Origin of the sequence: Micromonospora sp. WMMB235, from assembly GCF_001855515.1 — a bacterium.
Classification (GTDB): domain Bacteria; phylum Actinomycetota; class Actinomycetes; order Mycobacteriales; family Micromonosporaceae; genus Micromonospora; species Micromonospora aurantiaca.
This window is the reverse complement of sequence record NZ_MDRX01000001.1, coordinates 2996991-3015130: the sequence shown is the minus strand read 5'-3', so window position 1 is coordinate 3015130 and position 18140 is coordinate 2996991. Positions and strand designations below refer to the sequence as shown.

The window sequence follows — 18140 nt, the reverse complement described above, 5'->3', positions numbered from 1 at the left end:
CCCCGGCGAGTGGACCGGCCGACGTGGAGATGATCTACGGCCTTGGTCAACTTGACGAAGGAGGGGGTTTCGGCTCAATATGTAGGTGTCGCCAGTCGCGCCCAGCCATGCCCCGATGCAGTGGGAATGGCAGCCGCGAACATCATGGGCGCGCGTTGGCCGGCCTTTCCGGCAGCGCACATCAAGGAGTCAGCATGGCGAAGGCCCTCTACGGCCACGTAAGTGCAGCGCCCGACCGGCGTCTGCTCGACGAGGTCACCCGACTGCGTGCCAGGGTTCAGGCACTGGAGTTCGAGATCACGCGTCTGCGCGCCGACAACGATCGGCTTGCGGCGGCAGCGGCGGAGGCCGATGACCTCCTCCGTCTGGCCGAGCCCGCACTGACCTGATCTCCAGTTGTCGGAAAACTGAATCGCACCACACCGAAAAGCGCGCCGACACTCAAGTGCCGGCGCGCAGCCATGTGCGGACCCCTTTTCGTCGCCGGCGTCGCAATTCTCGATCTTGCGGAACCGCCCGGAATTGCGCCCGGTAATTGTGATCATGCATTTCCGTTCCGCCCGCGACCGCCGGGCGGAAAGCGGACAGCGGGTCCGGCGGGTGGGTCGCGTGGCGGCGGCGCCCCGGTCCCGGGTTAGTCTGCGGGTTCACCAGGTCCGCGCAGCCGGCGACGGTACGGCGGCCACCGGACGAGGATCGAGAAGGTGCATCTCAAGAGCCTGACGGTGAAGGGCTTCAAATCCTTCGCCTCCGCCACGACGTTGAAGCTGGAGCCCGGGATCACCTGCGTGGTGGGCCCGAACGGCTCCGGCAAGTCCAACGTCGTCGACGCCATCGCCTGGGTGCTCGGCGAGCAGGGCGCCAAGGCGCTGCGCGGCGGCAAGATGGAGGACGTCATCTTCGCCGGCACCGCCGGACGGGCGCCGCTGGGCCGGGCCGAGGTCACCCTCACCATCGACAACACCGACGGCGCGCTGCCGATCGAGTACACCGAGGTCTCCATCACCCGCCGGATGTTCCGCTCCGGCGAGAGCGAGTACGAGATCAACGGCGACTCCTGCCGCCTGCTCGACATCCAGGAGCTGCTGTCCGACTCGGGCATCGGCCGCGAGATGCACATCATCGTCGGGCAGGGCCGGCTCGACGGCATGCTGCACGCCAAGCCGGAGGACCGGCGGGCGTTCATCGAGGAGGCGGCGGGCGTCCTCAAGCACCGCAAGCGCAAGGAGAAGGCGCTGCGGAAGCTCGACGCGATGCAGACCAACCTCAACCGCCTGACCGACCTCACCGCCGAGCTGCGCCGCCAGCTCAAGCCGCTGGGCCGGCAGGCCGAGGTGGCCCGCCGCGCCGCCGGTATCCAGGCCAACCTGCGCGACGCCCGGCTGCGGCTGCTCGCCGACGACCTGCACACGCTGCGGACCACACTGGACAAGGAGATCGCCGACGAGACCGCGCTGCGCGAGCGGCGCGAGCTGATCGAGGCCGAGCACGGCGAGGTGCAGGGCCGCCTCGGCGAGCTGGAGGCGGCGCTGGCCGAGGACGCGCCGCTGCTCGCCGCGGCGCAGGACACCTGGTACCGCCTCTCCGCGCTCCAGGAGCGGTTCCGCTCGATCGAGCAACTGGCCCGGGAGCGGCTGCGTCACCTCAGCGCCGCCGGCGACGACGAGCGCCCCGGGCGCGACCCCGAGCAGCTGGAGGCGGAGTCGCGGCGGGTCCGCGAGCAGGAGGAGGAACTGCGCGCGGCGCTCACCGAGGACCAGATCCGGCTGGCCGAGGCGGTCGAGCACCGCCAGGAGCTGGAACGGCAGCTCGCCGCCGCCGAACGGGAACTGGTCGCTGCGGCCAAGGCGATCGCCGACCGGCGGGAGGGGCTGGCCCGCCTGACCGGCCAGGTCAACTCCGCCCGGGCGCGGACCACGAGCGCCGGCGAGGAGATCGAACGGCTCGCCGCCGCGCACACCGACGCGATGGGCCGCGCCGAGAAGGCGCAGGCCGACCTGGACGCGGTCGCCGAGCAGTCGACCGAGGCGGACCGGGACAACGCCGACCTGGACGCCCGGCACGACGAGGCGGTGGCCGTCCACGAGCGGGCCCAGGCGGCGGTGCGCAGCCTCGCTGACGGGGAGCGCGCCGCCGAGAAGGACGCCGCCACCTGGAAGGCCCGCGAGGAGGCGCTCGCCATGGGGCTGCGCCGCAAGGACGGCGCCGGGGAGCTGCTGGCCCGCGCCGACCAGGTGCCGGGGCTGCTCGGCAGCCTCGCCGGGCTGCTCACCGTCGCCCCCGGTGACGAGGCGGCGCTCGCCGCCGCGCTGGGCGGCCTGGCCGACGCGGTGGCGGTCAGCGGTGTGGACGAAGCGGTCGAGGCGATGCGGCTGCTCAAGATCTCCGACGCCGGCCGGGCCGGGCTGCTGGTCGGCAGCCCCGCCGGGCCGGGCATGGACGGGCCCGCCGACGCGTTGCGCCCGAAGCTGCCCGAGGGCGCCCGCTGGGCCCCCGACCTGGTGGAGTGCTCGCCCGCGATCCGCCCGGCCGTGCACCGGGCGTTGCGCGACGTGGCGCTCGTCGACGACCTGGCCGCCGCGTCCGCGCTCGTCGCCGCGAATCCGGAGCTGCGCGCTGTCACGCCCGACGGCGACGTGGTCGGGGCGTACGCGGCGGCGGGCGGGTCGGCCAAGGCGCCCAGCTTCATCGAGGTGCAGGCCGCCGTCGAGGAGGCGCGAGCCAACCGGGCCACCGCCGAACGCACCGCCGCCGAGCTGCGCGAACAGCTCGCCGAGGCGCGCGCCGAGGTGGCCGCCGCCAAGGAGGCGGTGCAGCACGCCGCCGCCGCCAAGCGGGAGGCGGAGAGCCACCGCAACGCCGCCGCGCGCCGCCTCGCCGAACTGGGCGCCGCAGCCCGCTCGGCCAAGGCGGAGACCGACCGGCTCGGCGAGTCCCGGGCACGCGCCGAGGCGGCCCGGGAGCGGGACCTCGCGGCGCTCGCCGAGCTGGAGGAACGACTGCGGCTGGCCGAGGCCACCCCGCTCGACGCCGAACCCTCCACCGAGGAGCGCGACCAGCTCGCCGCCATGGTGCCGCAGGCACGGCAGAACGAGATGGAGGTCCGGCTCGCGGTGCGTACCGCCGAGGAGCGGGTGGCCTCGATCGCCGGGCGGGCCGACTCGCTGGCCCGGCAGGCCACTGCCGAACGGGCGGCGCGGGAGCGCGCCGCGGCCCGGCGCGCGGCCCGCACCCGCGGCGCCCAGATCGCCCGGGCCGTGGTCGGCGGCGCCCGGGAGGCGCTCACCCGGCTCACCGTCTCCATCGCCCGGGCCGAGGAGCACCGCGACGCCGTCGCCCGCGAGCGCGCCGCCCGCGAGGCCGAGCTGTCCGAGGTACGCGGCGCCGCCAAGCGCCTCGCCGCCGAGCTGGAACGGCTCACCAGCCAGGTGCACCGCGACGAGGTGGCCCGCGCCGAGCAGCGAATGCGCATCGAGCAGCTGGAGGCCAAGGCCGCCGAGGACTTCGGGCTGGACGTGCCCACGCTCGTCGCCGAGTACGGCCCGGACCGGTTGGTCCCGCCCACCGACGCGGACGTGGCGCTCGCCGAGAAGGAGGGCCGGCCGGTGCCCGAGCCGGTCCGCTACGAGCGGCCGGTGCAGGAGAAGCGGGCCGCCAAGGCGGAGCGGGAGCTGGCCCTGCTGGGCAAGGTGAACCCGCTCGCGCTGGAGGAGTTCGCGGCGCTGGAGGAGCGCTTCAAGTTCCTCTCCGAGCAGCTGGAGGACCTCAAGGCGACCCGGCGTGACCTGCTCACCGTGGTCAAGGACGTGGACGACCGGATCCTGGAGGTCTTCGCCAGCGCGTTCGAAGACACCGCACGGGAGTTCGAGCAGGTCTTCACCGTGCTGTTCCCCGGCGGCGAGGGCCGGCTAGTGCTCACCGACCCGGAGGACCTGCTCACCACCGGTGTCGAGGTCGAGGCCCGGCCGCCGGGCAAGAAGATCAAGCGGCTCTCGCTGCTCTCCGGCGGGGAGCGGTCGCTGACCGCGGTGGCGATGCTCGTGGCGATCTTCCGCGCCCGGCCCAGCCCGTTCTACATCATGGACGAGGTGGAGGCGGCGCTCGACGACGTGAACCTGGGCCGCCTGATCACACTGCTGGCGCAGTTGCGGGAGAAGAGCCAGCTCATCGTGATCACGCACCAGAAGCGGACCATGGAGATCGCCGATGCGCTCTACGGAGTGACGATGCGCGCCGGTGTGACCCAGGTGATCAGCCAGCGGCTCAACCGGGCCGACGACGAGGAACAGGTGACAGACGAGTGAGTCGGGAACGCGCCACGGCGCTCCTGGTGGACTTCGACGGCGTGCTGCGCCGCTGGGATCCGGCGGTGGCCGCCGGTGTCGAGCGGGAGTACGGGCTGCCCGAGGGCGTCCTCGGTGAGATCGCGATGTCCTGGGGGCTGCTCCAGCCGGTGCTCACCGGCCAGGTCAGCCACGCGAAGTGGATGGCGAGCGTGGCCGACGCGCTGACCCCGACGATCGGCGACCCGGAGCGGGCCCGGGCGGCGGTGGACCAGTGGCAGAGCTACCGCGGCGAGGTCGACCCGGACGTGCTGGCGTTCGTCCGCGAGGTGCGGGCCGCGGGCGTACGGTTGGGGCTGGGCACCAACGCGACCGACCTGCTCGACGCCGACCTGGCCGCGCTGGGCCTGACCGGGGAGCTGGACGTGATCGTCAACTCCTCGGTCGTCGGGGTGCACAAGCCGGCGAAGGAGTACTTCCAGGCCGCCTGCGAGGCGCTGGAGACGCCGCCGGGGCGGGTGCTGTTCGTCGACGACGAGGACCGCGCGGTGGCCGGCGCCCGGGTGGCTGGTCTGTCCGCGCACCGCTGGAGCGGCCCGGCCGACCTGCGTTACCTGCGCGCGGCGCTGGCGTACTGAGCCGGACGGGCCCCGTGTCCCGCCCGGCTCGTGCGCCGCTCACCGCAGGCCCGGCACCTCGGTGACCGTGAACGGCGGGGCGGGCGTGGTCGCGAAGAGCTGGCTGTCCACCCAGAGCAGTCGGCCGGCGTCGCGCGCCACCGAGGTGGGCGACCGCTGGATGCCGACCGGGCGGGACCGGTCGACCACCTGGGCGGTACGTAGTTCCTGGTCGAGCCGGGCCAGGTTCACCAGGAACCGGGTGCCGCCGGCGCCGTCCGGTTCGTTGACCACGCCGTAGAGCCGGTCCCCCTCCAGCAGCAGGCCGTCCGCGCCCATCCGGCCACCGCTCACCTCGACCTCGGTCACGGACCGGTCGGCGAGGTCGACCCGGAACAGGCGCTCGCCGCCCTGCTCCGCGACGAGGGCGACCCGGCCCGACGGGTCGACCACGATGCCGTTGAGGAAGACCGGGACGGCCGGGAAGTCGTCCGGACCCACCCAGGGGACCAGGGCGCCGACGCGCCCGCCGGGGAGCCCGGCCCGCCACACGGTGCCGGTGGCGGAGTCCGTGACGTAGACGGCGTCTTCGGTGACCGCCAGGTCGTTGAGGGCCGCGCCGGGTGCGGCGGCGCGGCGGGCCAGCAGGGTGCCGTCCGGCGCGTACACGAAGAGCGTGCCGGTGGTCCAGCCGGCGACGAGGACGCGGCCCCGGCGGTCCACCCGGACCCCGGCGGCGCTGGTCCGGCCGTCGGCGCCGGGGGCGAGGAACGGGCGCAGCCCGGCCCGGCGGGTGTCGCCCCGGTAGACCGCGCCGGTGGCCGAACTCGTGACGTACATCGTGCCGCTGGCGGTTACCGCGAGCCCTTCGGGCAGCACGTCGGGCGCGCGGGAGACGACGTAGGTGTCGGGACGGACGTCGGTGGGGGCGGGCCGGGGTACGCCGACGGTCACCGCCGTCAGGACCGCGGCGGCCGCCGCAGGGAGTGTCTTCACGCCACGCAGCGTCCGGCGGCGCCGGCCCGCCCGGAAGCCCCTTTCGGCACGGGCCGAAAGGTGGCTACCGTTCGCCGGTGACCACCCTGCGACTCAACGCCGCCGACCTGAGCCGCACCGTCCTGCGGTCCGAACCGGCGGTGCTGGTCGAGCTGGCGATGGCCGCCCAGCGGCTGGTCCTGGCCGACGTGCCGGAGCACCTCGCCGGGTGGCGGACCCGGACCCGGGCGGCGTTGCGCCCCGAGATGCGTTCCTACCTGGACCTGTGCCGGACGCCGTACCTGGTGCCGGACCTGGTGACCCCGCCGGTGTTCGACGGCGGCCTCGACGCCCTGCTGGACCGGGTCGCCGGCACCCCGGACGAGGTGCTCGCCGCCGAGCTGGGCCCGCTGGTGGCGTCCGGCGCGCTGCCCGCCCGGGTGGCGCCGCTGGCCGCCGGGGAGCCCGCCGCCCGGGCCCGGCTGCGGGCCGCGATGCGCGCCTTCCACGGCGTGGCGCTCGCGCCCTACTGGTCGGAGATCGAGGGCGCGGTACGGGCCGACCGGGCGGTACGCGGCCACACGCTGGCGGCCGGCGGCCTCGACCGGGTGTTGCGCGATCTCAGCCCGTACCTGGCCTGGGCCGAGACGGGGGAGCACTACGCGCTGTCCTACCGGTGCGCGGTCGCCGACGACGTCGAGGTAGCCGCGGGCGGCCGGGGCCTGACCCTGCTGCCCTGTCATCTCGCCCCGCAGCCCTACCTGCTGGCGGACCCGGGCGGCCCGCTGGTGCTGGTCTACCCGATCCGGCCGGGGCGGCGTGAGCTGGGGGCCGGGGCGCCACTGGCCGACCTGCTCGGGCGGACCCGGGCGGCCGTGCTGGCGGCGACCGCCGACGCTCCCGGCACCTCCCAGCTGGCCCGCCGGGTCGGCGTCTCCGCGGCCACCGCCAGCGAGCACGCGGCGACCCTGCGGGCCGCCGGGTTGATCACCACGCGGCGGGACGGCGCGGGGGTGCGGCACTGCCTCACCCCGCTGGGCGAGCAGGTGCTGCGGGCGGGCGGCCCGGCAGGGGTCAGGCCCCGGTGACGCCGTCGATACGCTCGCGGATCAGGTCGGCGTGGCCGTTGTGCCGGGCGTACTCCTCGATCATGTGCATGTTGACCCAGCGGACGCTCATCGTCCGAGTCTCGGCGGTGCCGTCCCGGCGGGGGCGCCGGAAGGTCTGATCGAGGGGGAGGGCGGCGGCGGCCTGCCGGGCGGCGGCGACCTCGGCGAGGTAGGTGGCGAAGGTCTGCTCCGGGTCGGCGTCGGCGACCGCGTTCAGGTCGGCGTCCGGGTCTTCCTGGTCGTCGTAGAGGCCGGGTGCACCAGGGTGTCGCGGTGGTGGTCGAGCCAGCCTTCGAGCATGGTGCGCTCGTCGGCGACGTAGGGCTCGTGGCGGCGGTCGATCTCGGGTGCGGTCCAGGTCATGGGCGCCGATGTTAAGAAGGGCCCCCTGTACAACGCGAGGCGTTAACAGGGGGCCCTTCCTTACACCCTCAGGGGACCACGACGACGGGCCAGCGGCCGGTGCGCACGAGCCGGGTGGCGACCGAGCCGACCAGCTTGTGCCCGGCCTGCTCCGAGGAGCCGACCACCACCATGTCGGCCCGGTGCTCGTCGGCGGCCCGGCACAGCTCGGTGTAGGCGTCGCCGCGCCGGCACAGGAACGTCACCGGCAGGTCCAGTTCCTCGGCCCCGCGCCGGCACTCGGCACGCAGCTCGTCGGCCAGCTCGTCGTGGGTCTGCTGGACCGCCCCGGCCACCACGCCGGAGAGCATCGCGCTGTACGAGGCCGGCGAGCTGACGAACACCGCCACCAGCGTGGCGCCCTGCCGCCGGGCCAGGCCGGCGGCGTACGCGGCGGCGCGCATCGAGGTGCGGCTGCCGTCCACGCCGACGAGCACGACCCGTGGCCCGTCTGTACCCCGTTCGTAGGGCAGCGGACGGGTCTGCGGGCCGTACCGCTCGCGCTCCGCGGCGTCCATCGTCAGTCCTTCGTTCCGGCCGGGACCGCCTCGGCCGTCTCCCGCCCGGCGGGGACCGGCTCGGCGTTGGAGCGGCGCAGCGGCACCTCCCGGATGAGGACCACCGCGACGAGGGCGAGCAGCCCGAACGGGGCGGCGGCCAGGAAGATGTCACCCGCGGCGTGCCCGTACGCGGCCTCGACCACTGCGCGGATCGGGCCGGGGAGCGTGTGCACGTCCGGCAGACCGCCGCCCGACCCGGAGGCCGGGATGCCGAGGCGGCTCAGGCCGTCGGCCATGTAGCCGGTGACCCGGTGGCCGAGCACCGCGCCGAGCGCGCTCACGCCGATCGCGCCGCCGAGGCTGCGGAAGAACGCCACCACCGAGCTGGCCGCGCCGAGCTCGTCCGGGCGGACGGTGTTCTGCACGGCGAGGACCAGGTTCTGCATGGACATGCCGACGCCGAGGCCGATCAGCGCCATGAAGACGGCGAGGTGCCAGTACGGGGTGTCGGCGCGCATGGTGCCCATCAGCGCGAAGCCGGCGGTGAGCAGCATCGAGCCGATGACCAGCCAGCTCTTCCAGCGGCCGGTGCTGGTGATGATCCGGCCGACCACTGTCGAGGAGACCAGCAGGCCGCCGATCATGGGCAGCGTCATCAGGCCGGACATGGTCGGGCTGGCGCCGCGGCTGATCTGGAAGTACTGCCCGAGGAACACCGAGGCGCCGAACATGCCGACGCCGACCGCGATGCTGGCGATCACGGCGAGCGTGATGGTGCGGTTGCGGAACAGGTGCGGCGGGATCATCGGGTCGGCGGCACGCTTCTCGACCCGGGCTGCGAGCGCGCCGAGCAGCGCCGCGCCGGCCACCATCACACCGCTCTGCCAGGAGATCCAGTCGTACCGGTCACCGGCCAGGGTGATCCAGACCAGCAGCAGCGAGACGGCGGCGGTGATGAGCGTGGCGCCCCACCAGTCGATCTTCACCTCGCGCTTGACCACTGGTAGCCGCAGCGTCCGCTGGAGCACGATCAGGGCGAGCACGGCGAACGGCACGCCGACGTAGAAGCACCAGCGCCAGCCGAGCCAGGAGGTGTCCACGATGACGCCGCCGATGAGCGGGCCGCCGATGGTGCCGACGGCCATGACCGCGCCGAGGTAGCCGCTGTACCGGCCGCGCTCGCGCGGCGCGATCATCGTCGCCATGATCACCTGGGCGAGGGCGGTGAGGCCGCCCGCGCCGACGCCCTGCACCACCCGGCAGGCGATCAGCTCGCCGGTGGTCTGGGCCTGCCCGGCGAGCACCGAGCCCAGCACGAAGACCACCAGGGAGAGCTGGACCAGCAGCTTCTTGCTGAACAGGTCGGAGAGCTTGCCCCAGATGGGCGTGGTCGCGGTGGTCGCCAGCAGCGTCGAGGTGACCACCCAGGTGTACGCGGACTGACCGCCGCGCAGGTCGGTGATGATCCGCGGCAGCGCGTTGGAGACGACCGTGGAGGAGAGGATCGCGACGAACATGCCCAGCAGCAGGCCGGAGAGCGCCTCCAGGATCTGCCGGTGGGACATGTCGACGGCGGTCGCCCGTGCGGGCGCAGTCGCCTGAGTCATCGTGGAGTGCCTCCGGAGCGGGGGAGAAAGGTTGCCTCGGGCAACCGTAGAAGCCGTTGCCTTGAGCAACAACTCGGGCCGGACGCTGATTGTTCCCCCTGCCGGCGGGCTCAGAACGACTCGTTGAAGCGGTGCATCAGCCGGGCGAGGTCCGCCACGTCCTCTTTCGGCCAGCTTTCGAGCGAACGCCTTATCTGTCCGAGTCGCGCCGCCCGGGCCGCGTCGAACCGCCGGGTGCCCTCCTCGGTGAGGCTGAGCTGGGCCGCCCGCCGATCGGTCGGGTCCGGGTCACGGCGGACCAGACCCAGCGCCTCCAGCCCGCCGATCTGGCGGCTCAGCGTGCCCTTGCCGATCCCCAGCTTCGCGGCCAGGTCGGTGAGCCGGATCGAGCCGGAGCGGCGCAGCCAGAGCAGCAGGCCGTACGCGTTGGGCTCCAGGTTCGGGTGGACCTCGCGGGCGATCTCCCAGGACAGCGCCCGGCCGCGGCGCAGCAACGCGGTCAACTCGTGCTCCACGGCGCGCAGCGTCTCGTCCACGCTCAGAGGGTACTCAGTCCTCGTCGCTGAGTTGCTGTCGCGCCACCGGCCGCAGCTCGCCCTCGCTCGTCGTCCCCTCGATCACCACGGCGGCCCTGCGGCCCTGGTGCGTGAGCGTGGCCACCGCGTTCCCGAAGTAGGGCCCGGCCAGCTTCCGCCAGCGCACCGGCGGGCGGCGTACGCCGGCCGAGCGCGCCAGCGCCCGGGTCGCCCCGGCCGGGCCGGGATTCCAGCCCAGCGTCATCAGCGGGCGCATCGCGGCCGGCACCTGGTTGTGGATCGGCGAACAGGTGAGCTGGTGCACGGGCGTACGGACGTTACGGTCGGCGAACCGGGCCCGGGCCACGTACGAGTGGTGCACGTCACCGGAGAGCACGCTGATCGACGCCGGTCGGGCGTACGCCGGCCCGGCGCCCACCCGTGCCCCGGTGCGCGGCGCGGTGCCGCTGCCCAGCCGCGCGAACAGCTCGCCCAGCGCCTCGAACGAGCGCCGGAACGCCCCCCAGTGCTCCAGGTCCAGCGCCCGGCGGATCTGCTCGGAGAGCCGGGCCACCCAGGGGCGGCCGGAGTCGGCCAGGCGCTCGTTCCACGCCTCGACGTGGTGGATGCCCGGCGGCAGCAGCCACGGCAGCGAGCTGCCCACCACCAGATGGTCGTAGGTGCCGTGCGCCTGATCGAGGAACCACGACCACTCGCCCGGCGGCAGCATCGCCCGGTTGCCCGGCAGGAGCACCCGGCTGGACCGGTTGTCCAGCATGACCAGGCGGGTGCGGCCCAGGTCCAGCGCGTAGCTCCATTGGTACTGCACGGCCCGCCAGCGCTCGGTGTCGTGCGCCAGGTCGGCCTCCTTGTCGACCCGCTCGCCGAACTCGTGCAGCACGCCGGTGGCGTCCTCGGCGGCGACCACCTTCGCGTACACCGGGTCGGCGGCGATCTCGTCCGGACTGAGGTTGCCCAGGTGCTGGTAGACCCAGTAGGAGGCGAGGCCGCTGCGGATCCGCTCGGCCCACCACGGCTGCTCGCGCATGTCCGCGCGCCACGACTGCGAGGTGTTCCAGTCGTCGATCACCTCGTGGTCGTCGAAGATCATCACGCTCGGCACGGTGGAGAACAGCCAGCGGATCTCCGGGTCGCGCCACGACTCCAGGTAGAGCTTGGTGTACTCGTCGAAGCTCACCACCTGCGTCGCCGGGGCGTCCTTCGGCCGCCGCCGGCGCCGCTTGAGCAGCCGCCGCACGGTCGGCGAGGTCTCGTCCGCGTACACCTGGTCGCCGAGCAGCACCAGCAGGTCGGGCAGCACGGCCTCGTCGGGTGCGGCCATCACCCGGCGGGCGTACGCGTCCAGCGCGTCAGGCGGCAGCTTCCGCGCGGTGGAGTGCTGGGTGGTCTCCCGGCACGAGCCGAACAGCAGCCGCACCGGCTGGTCGGCGTCGTCGAGCGCGCGGGTGCGGATCACGCTGGGCGGGAACGACGAGTCGGGCAGCGGCCACGCCACCTCGTCGTCGATCAGCACCTCGTACGTCGTGGCGCTGTCCGGGGTGAGCCCGCTCACCACGACGATCGCGTAGTGGTGGTCGTACGCGGAGAAGGTGGGTGCACTGCCGGTGGCGCCGTCCGCAGTGCGGACGGTGACCACGGCGGGCGAACTGGTCTCCACCCAGACGGTCGCCCGCGTGTCGACGACCCGGCGCAGCAACGGGCCGATGAGCAGGCGGGAACCGGGCACGACACACCTCCGACAAGATCGTTTCGGCTGTTCCCTACCCGGCCGGCGGTTGCGGTACGCCTTCCGGTGCGAGCGTACCCGCAGGTTGTTCGCGTGCCGAGGCGGTGAGTGGGACGCGGTCGTCGGCATCTGACAGGATTTCGGGCATGACGGAATACCTCCTCGTCGCTCTCGCCCTGCTCGGCGTGCTGATCATCGGCGGCCTGAGCCTCGTGGTGCCCCGGCTGCGCCGGCGCCCGCAGCCGCCGCTGCCGCGCACGGAGGTCGACACCCGGACGGAGGAGGACCTGGCCGGCCCGCCGGTCGAGGCCCCCGAGGCGGAACTCACCACCGGTGTGGTGGTGGAGGCGCCGCCGGCCCCTCCGGTCGAGGTGCCGCAGGTCGAGGTGCCGGAGCCGACCGCCGGCCGGCTGGTCCGGCTGCGCTCCCGGCTGTCCCGCTCGCAGAACGTCTTCGGCAAGGGCCTGCTCGGCCTGCTCAGCCGCGACCGGCTGGACGAGGACACCTGGGAGGAGATCGAGGACAGCCTGATCACCGCCGACGTCGGCATCGACGCCACCCGGGAGATCGTCGACCGGCTGCGCGAGCGGACCCGGGTGCTCGGCACCCGCACCGGGGAGGAGCTGCGGGCGCTGCTCGCCGCCGAGCTGGTGAACGCGCTCGACCCGGGCCTGGACCGCTCGCTGCGCACCGCGCCGAAGGAGGGCGTCCCGGCGGTGGTGCTCGTGGTCGGCGTCAACGGCGCCGGCAAGACCACCACCTGCGGCAAGATCGCCCGGGTGCTCGTCGCGGACGGCCGCAGCGTGCTGCTCGGCGCGGCCGACACGTTCCGGGCCGCCGCCGCCGACCAGCTGGAGACCTGGGGCGGCCGGGTGGGCGCCGAGACGGTCCGCGGGCCCGAGGCCGCCGACCCGGCCAGCGTCGCGTTCGACGCGGTCAAGCGCGGCATCGACACCGGCGTCGACACCGTGCTCATCGACACCGCCGGCCGGCTCCAGAACAAGATCGGCCTGATGGACGAGCTGGGCAAGGTCAAGCGGGTCGTGGAGAAGCACGGCCCGATCGACGAGACGCTGCTGATCCTCGACGCCACCACCGGCCAGAACGGGCTGGAGCAGGCACGGGTCTTCACCGAGGCGGTCAACGTCACCGGCGTGGTGCTGACCAAGCTCGACGGCACCGCCAAGGGCGGCATCGTGATCGCCGTGCAGCGCAAGCTCGGCATCCCGGTCAAGCTCGTCGGCCTCGGCGAGGGCAAGGACGACCTGGCCCCGTTCGACCCGGCACAGTTCGTCGACGCGTTGCTCGGCACCGAGCCGCTCGCCCGGGACGCGTAGCCTCTCCCGTGACGACTGACGATCGCGCCTACGCGGGGTGGCGCGACCCCAGCCACCCGTCGCCACGCCTCGGGAGACCGTACGTGACTTCGCAGGAGATCCCGCTGCACGGCGGGAACGTGAGCACCGTGGTCCGTGTGGGAGACACGGTCCGGCGCAACGCCGGCCCGTGGACGCCCTCCGTGCACGCGCTGCTGCGCCACCTGGAGTACGTCGGATTCACCGGCGCGCCCCGGGCGCTCGGCATGGACGAGCGCAACCGGGAGGTCCTGTCGTACCTGGAGGGGGAGTGCGGGGAGTACCCGCTGGCCCCGCACTGGGTCACCGACGAGGCCCTGGTCACGGTGGCCACCATGCTGCGGATGTTCCACGACGCGCAGTACGGCTTCACCCCGCCGCCCGGCGCGGTCTGGCGCTCGTTCGGGCCGCCCCCGCCGGACACCGAGGTCATCTGCCACCACGACGCCGCGCCGCACAACGTGATCTGGCGGCCGGACGGCACGCTCGGGCTGATCGACTTCGACCTCGCCTCGCCCGGCGCCCGCATCTACGACGTGGCGTACGCCGCCTGGACCTGGGTGCCGATCTTCTCCGACCGGGACTCGATCACGCTCGGCTGGAAGCACCCGGACCGGCCGCGCCGGCTGCGGCTGTTCGCCGACGCGTACGGGCTGATCCCGCGCGACCGGCACCGGCTCATCCGGACCATCCGCAAGCGCATCGTCGACCACGTCGAGGGCATCCGGCGGATGGCCGCCGCCGGTGAGCCGGCGTTCGTCCGGATCGTCCACAAGGGCCACCTGCGTCGGCCTATGCGTGACCTGCGGCTGCTCGACTACGAGCGGCACCAGCTGGAGTACGCGCTGCGCTGAGCAAGATCGGCGTTCTTCACACGCCGGAAACAACCCGTCACGCGTCGGAAATCGCGCGGTGTCGCTGAAGGAAACAGCCGGCGACAAAGCTTCCGCGCAACCGGCTGACGGGCGATGCTGCCAGGTCTCAGTCGGAGGGAGGAATACGACAACGAGAGGAGGCAGCGTGGAGATCGACACCGGGAACACTGCCTGGTTGCTTGTCTCGACTGCCCTCGTGCTGCTCATGACCCCCGGTCTCGCGCTGTTCTACGGCGGCCTGAACCGGTCCAAGGGCGTTCTGAACATGATGATGATGAGCTTCTCGTCCATCGGGCTCGTCAGCATCCTGTGGCTTTTCTACGGCTTCACCGTCGCCTTCGGCGAGGGCGGCAGGTTCTGGGGTGACCTGGGCCAGTACCTGGGCACCAAGACCTTCGTCGGCGAGAACGACCTGTGGGGCGAGACCGGCATCCCGATCTACGTCTTCATCGCCTTCCAGATGATGTTCGCGATCATCACCGTGGCGCTGATCAGCGGCGCGCTGTCCGACCGGGTGAAGTTCGCCGGCTGGCTGCTGTTCGCGTTCGGCTGGGCCACCCTGGTCTACTTCCCGGTCGCCCACATGGTCTGGGGCGGCGGGCTGATCGGCGGCGACATCGGCGCGCTGGACTTCGCCGGTGGTACCGCTGTGCACATCAACGCCGGTGCGGCGGCGCTCGCGCTGGTGCTCGTGCTCGGCAAGCGGGTCGGCTGGCCGCGCGAGAGCATGAAGCCGCACAACGTCCCGATGGTCGCCCTCGGCGCCGCGCTGCTGTGGTTCGGCTGGTTCGGCTTCAACGCCGGTTCCGAGCTGACCGCCGACGGGGTCACCGCGCTGGCGTTCATCAACACCCAGGTCGCCACCGCCGCCGCGCTGCTCGGCTGGATCGTGGTGGAGTGGCTGCGCGACGGCAAGCCGACCCTGGTCGGCGCCTCGTCCGGCGCCATCGCCGGCCTGGTCGCGATCACCCCGGCCTGTGCGTTCATCACCCCGGCCGCAGCGGTGCTGCTGGGCGTGGTGGCCGGTGCGGTCTGCGCCCTCGCGGTCGGCCTGAAGTACCGGCTCGGCTACGACGACTCGCTCGACGTGGTGGGCGTGCACTTCGTCGGCGGCTGGATCGGCTGCCTCTGGATCGGCCTGTTCGGCACCGCCTCGGTCAGCTCGCTGGTGGAGACCGACGGCCTGTTCGTCGGCGGCGATGCGTCGCTGCTCGGCAAGCAGGCGATCAGCGCGCTGATCGTCAGCGTCTACTCCTTCGTGGTCGCCTTCGCCCTGGGCTTCGTGATCGACAAGACGATCGGCCTGCGGGTCTCCGCCGAGGCCGAGGTCGACGGCATCGACATCGCCGAGCACGCGGAGAGCGGCTACGACCTGTCGCCCACCACGGGCAGCAGCGGTGGCGCGTTCGCGATGGCCGGGATCGGCGCCGGCAAGCCGGCCGCGGAGCCCGCTGTCGAGACCGACGAGTCCGCGCCGGTCAGCGAGAAGGTCGCCGGTTAACGTTCCTGGGATGGAGGGGTTGGACATGAAGCTGGTGACCGCGGTCATCAAGCCGTACCAGCTGGACGCGGTGAAGGAGGCTCTGCACGCGCTCGGCGTGGCCGGGCTGACCGTCAGCGAGGTCCAGGGCTACGGCCGGCAGAAGGGGCACACCGAGGTCTACCGGGGTGCCGAGTACACGGTCGAGTTCCTGCCCAAGATCCGGGTCGAGGTGCTCACCGACGAGATGGACGTCGACAAGATCGTGGACGCGATCGTCGGCGCCGCCCGGACCGGCAAGATCGGCGACGGCAAGGTCTGGGTGACCGGCGTCGAGGAGGTCGTCCGGGTGCGTACCGGCGAGCGCGGGCTCGACGCCCTCTGATCGCCGGACCCGCCGACGTGACCTCGTTGACCACGGCCGCCGCCCCCACCGGGGACGGCGCGCCCGTGGTCAACGAGGTCGCCGGCGTACCCGCAGGGATCGGCGCGGCGGCCCGGTCCGCGCGGGCCGACGCGCTCGACGCCTGGCTGTGCCGGGCCTTCCCGGACCGGGACGGGGTGGCGCTCGTCGCGGTGGGCGGGCTGGGCCGCCGTCAGTGCGCCCCCTACGGCGACCTCGACCTGGTGCTGCTGCACGCCGGGGTGCCCGGCATCGACGAGCTGGCCGCGTCGCTGTGGTATCCGATCTGGGACGCCGGACTGCGGCTGGACCACTCGGTGCGCACCGTCGCCGAGGCGCTGTCGGTGGCCCAGGACGACGTCAAGGTCGCCCTCGGCCTGCTCGACGCCCGGCACGTGGCGGGCGACCCGGCGCTCACCGACCAGCTCTCCCGTACCGCCACCGACCACTGGCGGCGGACCGCGATCCGCCAGCTCCCCGGCCTGCGCGAGATCACCTCCGCCCGCTGGGAGGCGCACGGCGAACTGGCGTTCCTGCTCGAAGGCGACCTCAAGGAGGCGTCCGGCGGGCTGCGCGACGTGGGCATCCTGCGCGCCATCGCCACCGCCGGGGTCACCGACGCGCTCCGCCCCGCCGTGCACGCGGCACACCGGCGGCTGCTGGACACCCGCGACGCGCTGCACCAGCAGGTGGGCCGCCGGGTCGACCGCCTGGTCGCCCAGGAACGCGACGGCGTGGCGCGCCTGCTCGGCGCCGAGGACGGCGACGCGCTGCTGCGGCTGGTGGCCGGCGACGCCCGCACGGTGAGCCACGCCCTCGACGACGCCTGGCGGGCCGCCGACCGGCTCCGCTCCGGCCGGCACCGCGCCGCGCCCGGCCGGCCGCTGCGCCGCCCGGTCGCCCGGGACGTGGTGGAGCAGGACGGCGAACTGGTGCTCGCCCGTACCGCCATCGGGGCCCGCCCCGACCCGAGCCTGTCGCTGCGCGTGGCCGCCGCTGCCGCCACCACCCGGCTGCCGATCGCGCGGGCCACCTGCGAGTGGCTGGCCGCGTACTGTCCGCCGCTGCCCGCGCCCTGGCCACCGGCGGCCCGCGCCGCGCTGATCACCCTGCTCGGCGCCGGTCCCGGCCTGGTGCCCGCCTGGGAGACCTGCGACAGGTACGGGCTGATCGACCGCTGGCTGCCCGAGTGGACCCGGATGCGCAGCCTGCCCCAGCACAACCCGGTGCACCGGTTCACGCTCGACCGGCACCTGGTGCAGACCGCGTACGAGGCGAGCCGGCACACCCGCGACGTGGAACGACCTGACCTGCTGCTGCTCGGCGCGTTCCTGCACGACATCGGCAAAGGGCTGGACGGTGACCACTCGGTGGTCGGCGCGCCGCCGGCCGAGGCGGTCGCCACCCGGATCGGGCTGCCGCCGGCCGAGGCGGCGCTGATCGGCACGCTGGTCCGGCTGCACCTCCTGCTGCCCGACGTGGCGACCCGGCGCGACCTGTCCGATCCGAAGACCGTCGCCGGCGTCGCCGAGCGCGTCGGCGACACCGGCACGCTGGAACTGCTGCACGCCCTGGTCCGTGCCGACGCCGCCGCCACCGGCCCGGCGGCCTGGTCCGGCTGGAAGGGCCGGCTGATCGCCGAGCTGGTGAGCCGGGTGCGCACCACGCTGGACACCGGCGTGGTGCCCGCCCCGCCGGCCCCCGACCCGGCGCTCGTGGCCGGGCCGCTGCCTGTCGTACACCTGGGGGAGGACCGGGTGTCGGTGGCCGCCGCCGACCGGCGCGGACTGCTCGCGACTGTCGCCGGGTGCCTGGCGCTGCACCGCCTGGAGGTGATCTCCGCGGACGCCGCCACCGTCGACGGCCGCGCCCTGGTCGAGTGCCGGGTGCAGCCGCGTTACGGGCTGGCCCCGGACCCGATCGCGCTCAGCGCCGACCTGCGCCGCGCGGTCGGCGGCGACGTCTCGGTCATCCAGCGGCTGCGCGGCCGGGCCCTGGCCGCGCGCAGCCAGGGCGCCGCCCCACGGGTGGTCTGGCACCGGGAGGCGGCCACCGACGCGGTCCTGCTGGAGCTGCGGGCCGCCGACGCGGCCGGACTGCTGTACCGGGTCACCTGCGCGCTGGACGACGCGGGCGCCCAGGTGCGGGCGGCCCGGATCTCGACGCTGGGCGGCGACGTGGTGGACGCGTTCTACCTGGTCGGCGGCTGGCCGTCGGACGAGGAACGGGCCCGGATCGAGGCCGCCGTGCTGGCCGCCGTGTAGTGGAACGG

The 18140-nt window shown here is 73.7% G+C and carries 14 protein-coding genes and 1 pseudogene; 9 read left to right on the top strand and 6 right to left on the bottom strand.

From position 1 onward, the window contains the following. Window positions 1-194 precede the first annotated feature (194 nt). From BFV98_RS12535 to BFV98_RS12525, 3 genes are all read left to right on the top strand, one after another. A complete protein-coding gene (locus BFV98_RS12535) occupies window positions 195-389 on the top strand; it encodes a hypothetical protein (protein WP_013284566.1) in 195 nt (64 codons plus the stop codon). 315 nt (window positions 390-704) lie between these two features. Continuing rightward, window positions 705-4304, top strand: coding sequence for a chromosome segregation protein SMC (smc, locus tag BFV98_RS12530; protein WP_013284567.1), 3600 nt, complete (start codon window positions 705-707; stop codon window positions 4302-4304). After that, window positions 4301-4921, top strand: coding sequence for an HAD-IA family hydrolase (locus BFV98_RS12525; RefSeq protein ID WP_071096386.1), 621 nt, complete (start codon window positions 4301-4303; stop codon window positions 4919-4921). Before smc ends, BFV98_RS12525 begins: the two co-directional genes overlap by 4 nt. Window positions 4922-4960: 39 nt before the next feature. Here BFV98_RS12525 and BFV98_RS12520 read toward each other — a convergent pair whose 3' ends face one another. Next, window positions 4961-5896: an SMP-30/gluconolactonase/LRE family protein gene (locus BFV98_RS12520; RefSeq protein WP_071096384.1), complete on the bottom strand. Its 936-nt coding sequence runs from the start codon at window positions 5894-5896 to the stop codon at window positions 4961-4963. Between the two features lie 77 nt (window positions 5897-5973). On the opposite strand from BFV98_RS12520, the gene BFV98_RS12515 reads away from it, so the two are divergent. Further along, complete coding sequence (locus BFV98_RS12515; protein ID WP_013474359.1) at window positions 5974-6963, top strand: helix-turn-helix domain-containing protein; 990 nt, start codon at window positions 5974-5976, stop codon at window positions 6961-6963. Here BFV98_RS12515 and BFV98_RS12510 read toward each other — a convergent pair. The 5 genes and pseudogenes from BFV98_RS12510 to BFV98_RS12490 form a co-directional block, all read right to left on the bottom strand. Continuing rightward, window positions 6950-7347, bottom strand: a pseudogene (locus BFV98_RS12510) (DUF664 domain-containing protein). The gene BFV98_RS12515 and the pseudogene BFV98_RS12510 sit on opposite strands and share 14 nt — an antisense overlap. 68 nt (window positions 7348-7415) lie before the next feature. Continuing rightward, window positions 7416-7904, bottom strand: coding sequence for a universal stress protein (locus BFV98_RS12505; RefSeq protein ID WP_013284571.1), 489 nt, complete (start codon window positions 7902-7904; stop codon window positions 7416-7418). Window positions 7905-7906: 2 nt separating this feature from the next. Beyond that, entirely contained in the window at window positions 7907-9493 is a 1587-nt protein-coding gene (locus BFV98_RS12500) for an MDR family MFS transporter (RefSeq protein ID WP_071096380.1), read from the bottom strand. A 110-nt stretch (window positions 9494-9603) separates the two neighbouring features. Beyond that, the gene (locus BFV98_RS12495) at window positions 9604-10029 is read right to left on the bottom strand and encodes a MarR family winged helix-turn-helix transcriptional regulator (RefSeq protein ID WP_013284573.1); all 426 of its coding nucleotides are present in this window, start codon (window positions 10027-10029) and stop codon (window positions 9604-9606) included. A gap of 13 nt (window positions 10030-10042) precedes the next feature. Continuing rightward, complete coding sequence (locus tag BFV98_RS12490; protein WP_013284574.1) at window positions 10043-11755, bottom strand: alkaline phosphatase D family protein; 1713 nt, start codon at window positions 11753-11755, stop codon at window positions 10043-10045. A gap of 146 nt (window positions 11756-11901) precedes the next feature. Between BFV98_RS12490 and ftsY the strand changes: the two genes are divergently transcribed. From ftsY to BFV98_RS12465, 5 genes are all read left to right on the top strand, one after another. After that, window positions 11902-13092: a signal recognition particle-docking protein FtsY gene (gene ftsY / locus BFV98_RS12485; protein WP_013284575.1), complete on the top strand. Its 1191-nt coding sequence runs from the start codon at window positions 11902-11904 to the stop codon at window positions 13090-13092. 8 nt (window positions 13093-13100) lie between these two features. After that, a complete protein-coding gene (locus BFV98_RS12480; RefSeq protein WP_174361701.1) occupies window positions 13101-13964 on the top strand; it encodes an aminoglycoside phosphotransferase family protein in 864 nt (287 codons plus the stop codon). A 166-nt stretch (window positions 13965-14130) separates the two neighbouring features. Then, entirely contained in the window at window positions 14131-15486 is a 1356-nt protein-coding gene (locus BFV98_RS12475) for an ammonium transporter (protein ID WP_013284577.1), read from the top strand. A 25-nt stretch (window positions 15487-15511) separates the two neighbouring features. Further along, window positions 15512-15850, top strand: a complete 339-nt coding sequence (locus tag BFV98_RS12470; RefSeq protein WP_013284578.1) for a P-II family nitrogen regulator — start codon at window positions 15512-15514, stop codon at window positions 15848-15850. 17 nt (window positions 15851-15867) lie between these two features. Then, window positions 15868-18132, top strand: a complete 2265-nt coding sequence (locus BFV98_RS12465) for a [protein-PII] uridylyltransferase (RefSeq protein WP_013284579.1) — start codon at window positions 15868-15870, stop codon at window positions 18130-18132. The last annotated feature ends 8 nt before the right edge of the window (window positions 18133-18140 follow it).